The organism is Paraburkholderia sp. BCC1884 (assembly GCF_900996225.1).
GTDB lineage: Bacteria > Pseudomonadota > Gammaproteobacteria > Burkholderiales > Burkholderiaceae > Paraburkholderia.
In genome coordinates this window covers 1-685 of the sequence record NZ_CAAJGL010000084.1, presented here as the reverse complement: position 1 = coordinate 685, position 685 = coordinate 1, and the positions used below count along the sequence as shown (strand labels likewise).

Annotated in this window: 1 protein-coding gene; it reads left to right on the top strand. The window is 62.0% G+C overall.

Going from position 1 to position 685, the window contains the following annotated elements; all coding sequences use genetic code 11:
• Positions 1–267 precede the first annotated feature (267 nt).
• Entirely contained in the window at positions 268–474 is a 207-nt protein-coding gene (locus FQ705_RS18820) for a Lar family restriction alleviation protein (protein WP_186307911.1), read from the top strand.
• Positions 475–685: the final 211 nt, after the last annotated feature.

Sequence of the window (685 nt, the reverse complement as noted above, 5' to 3'; positions counted from 1 at the left end):
GGGGCGCCTGAAAGCTGTCCGGACAACGAGGGGTATGGCTGCCACTGTAGCGACGCCGCTGGTGTTCAGGGCGCGCAGGGTGGGAAGGGAGGCGATCGTGGCTAAACCTCTCGCAGGTAAGCGCGCGTTCGAGGCCATGGGCCGGCGCGCAAGATCAAATGGAATCCCAATCGGATTCGGACTTCGCCATCGATCCGCATGGCCAAAATGGGCACGAGTCGCGTGGGCATACGGATGGATGCAACAACGAAAACCGGGAGACACCCGATGAGCGACAAGCTGAGCGACTGCCCGTTTTGCGAAAGCGCCGACGTCGAATACCGCTTCATCGCGTTGCACTGGGTCAAGTGCAATTCGTGCGGCGCAGAAGGGCCTGGGAAAACCAACAAGCGCGCCGCTATCGCCGCATGGAACCGCCGCGCCTCGCCTGCGCCGGCTATCCTCGCCGAACTTCGCGGACTGCTTGTGGAGTGACGGAAGAACCTTGATCGCCTTGGCCATGCTGGCATTCGCGAGCGGCTGACCGCGCAAATCGACGCGATCGACGCTGCAAGCAACGAAAGTGCTGCATGAACACTCCCTTCGACTATCTCGGCGATCTACTCGAACGCCTGCACAAGCGCAGCCCGATCGCGGGCTATCTGGTGGCCGTGCTCATCACTGCCGGTGCCACGTATGTGATCGC